1 protein-coding gene is annotated in these 1,025 nt (G+C 38.8%); it reads left to right on the plus strand.

What is annotated here, in order from left to right:
• The first annotated feature begins 100 nt into the window (after positions 1-100).
• Positions 101-730: an alpha/beta family hydrolase gene (locus tag CXF74_RS21430; protein WP_101084674.1), complete on the plus strand. Its 630-nt coding sequence runs from the start codon at positions 101-103 to the stop codon at positions 728-730.
• The last annotated feature ends 295 nt before the right edge of the window (positions 731-1,025 follow it).

Genomic DNA, 1,025 nt, shown 5'->3' on the forward strand with positions numbered 1-1,025 from the left:
ATAAAGCGCTATTTTAGTTTACTTCCTGTTTTATTTAGTTTACTTCCTGTCACGGCTACTTCATTATTTCCTCATAAAATATTCAACCTTTTGGAATAACATGGAAATTGTATTCAACGGCCCTGAAGATGGCCCTTTATTTGTTTTCTCTCACGGAGCGGGCGCGCCATTAACCTCTGACTTTATGGAGCAAGTGGCGGTCGGTTTAGCCAACAAAGGCATTCGTGTGGCACGTTTTAATTACAATTACATGCAACAACGAGTGGAAACGGGTAGCCGTCGCCCCCCTGAGCGTGCGCCTAAATTACTTGCGCAGTTTGATGAGCTAATAAAACAGCTTAATCAACCTATGGTCATTGGCGGGAAATCAATGGGTGGACGTATGGCAAGTTTGTTAGTGGCTGATCCTGAATTTTCACAGGCTCATCAATTAATAAAAGGCGTTGCTTGTGTGGGTTATCCTTTTCATCCTCAGGGTAAACCTGAAAAATTACGCACTGAACATTTACCCGATATAAAGGTACCGTTATTAATGGTGCAAGGTGACAGAGATAAACTGGGCAGTCGCGAAGAGGTTGATAGTTACGGTTTACCTGAATCGATTCAATGGTGTTGGCTTGAAGATGGTGATCACGATTTAAAACCACGTGTTAAAAGTGGCTTTAAACATCAACAGCATATTGAGACGGCTATTGTGTCGCTTTATCAATTTATTATGCTAAATCAATAAGCTAAGGTCATCATTTTTTATAAACTAAAACAAGATAGTTTTTAGCTATGGTTTTAGGTGTTTTAAACGATTTTACTTATCCATGAGATTCTCTAATATTTGATCTATCCTCTTAGTTAGTTTTTATTCACTAACTAAGTACTTGTTAGTCTTATATTTAGGGGTTCACATGTCAGATAATAAAACTCGTTTAACATCCGTAAACGGCGCACCTGTTGCCGATGACAATACCAGCATTAGTGTTGGCGCCCGTGGTCCATTAACCTTTGATAATCATTACCTATTTGAAAAATTA

The sequence above is a fragment of the Psychromonas sp. Urea-02u-13 genome (assembly GCF_002835995.1).
Taxonomy (GTDB): Bacteria; Pseudomonadota; Gammaproteobacteria; order Enterobacterales; family Psychromonadaceae; genus Psychromonas.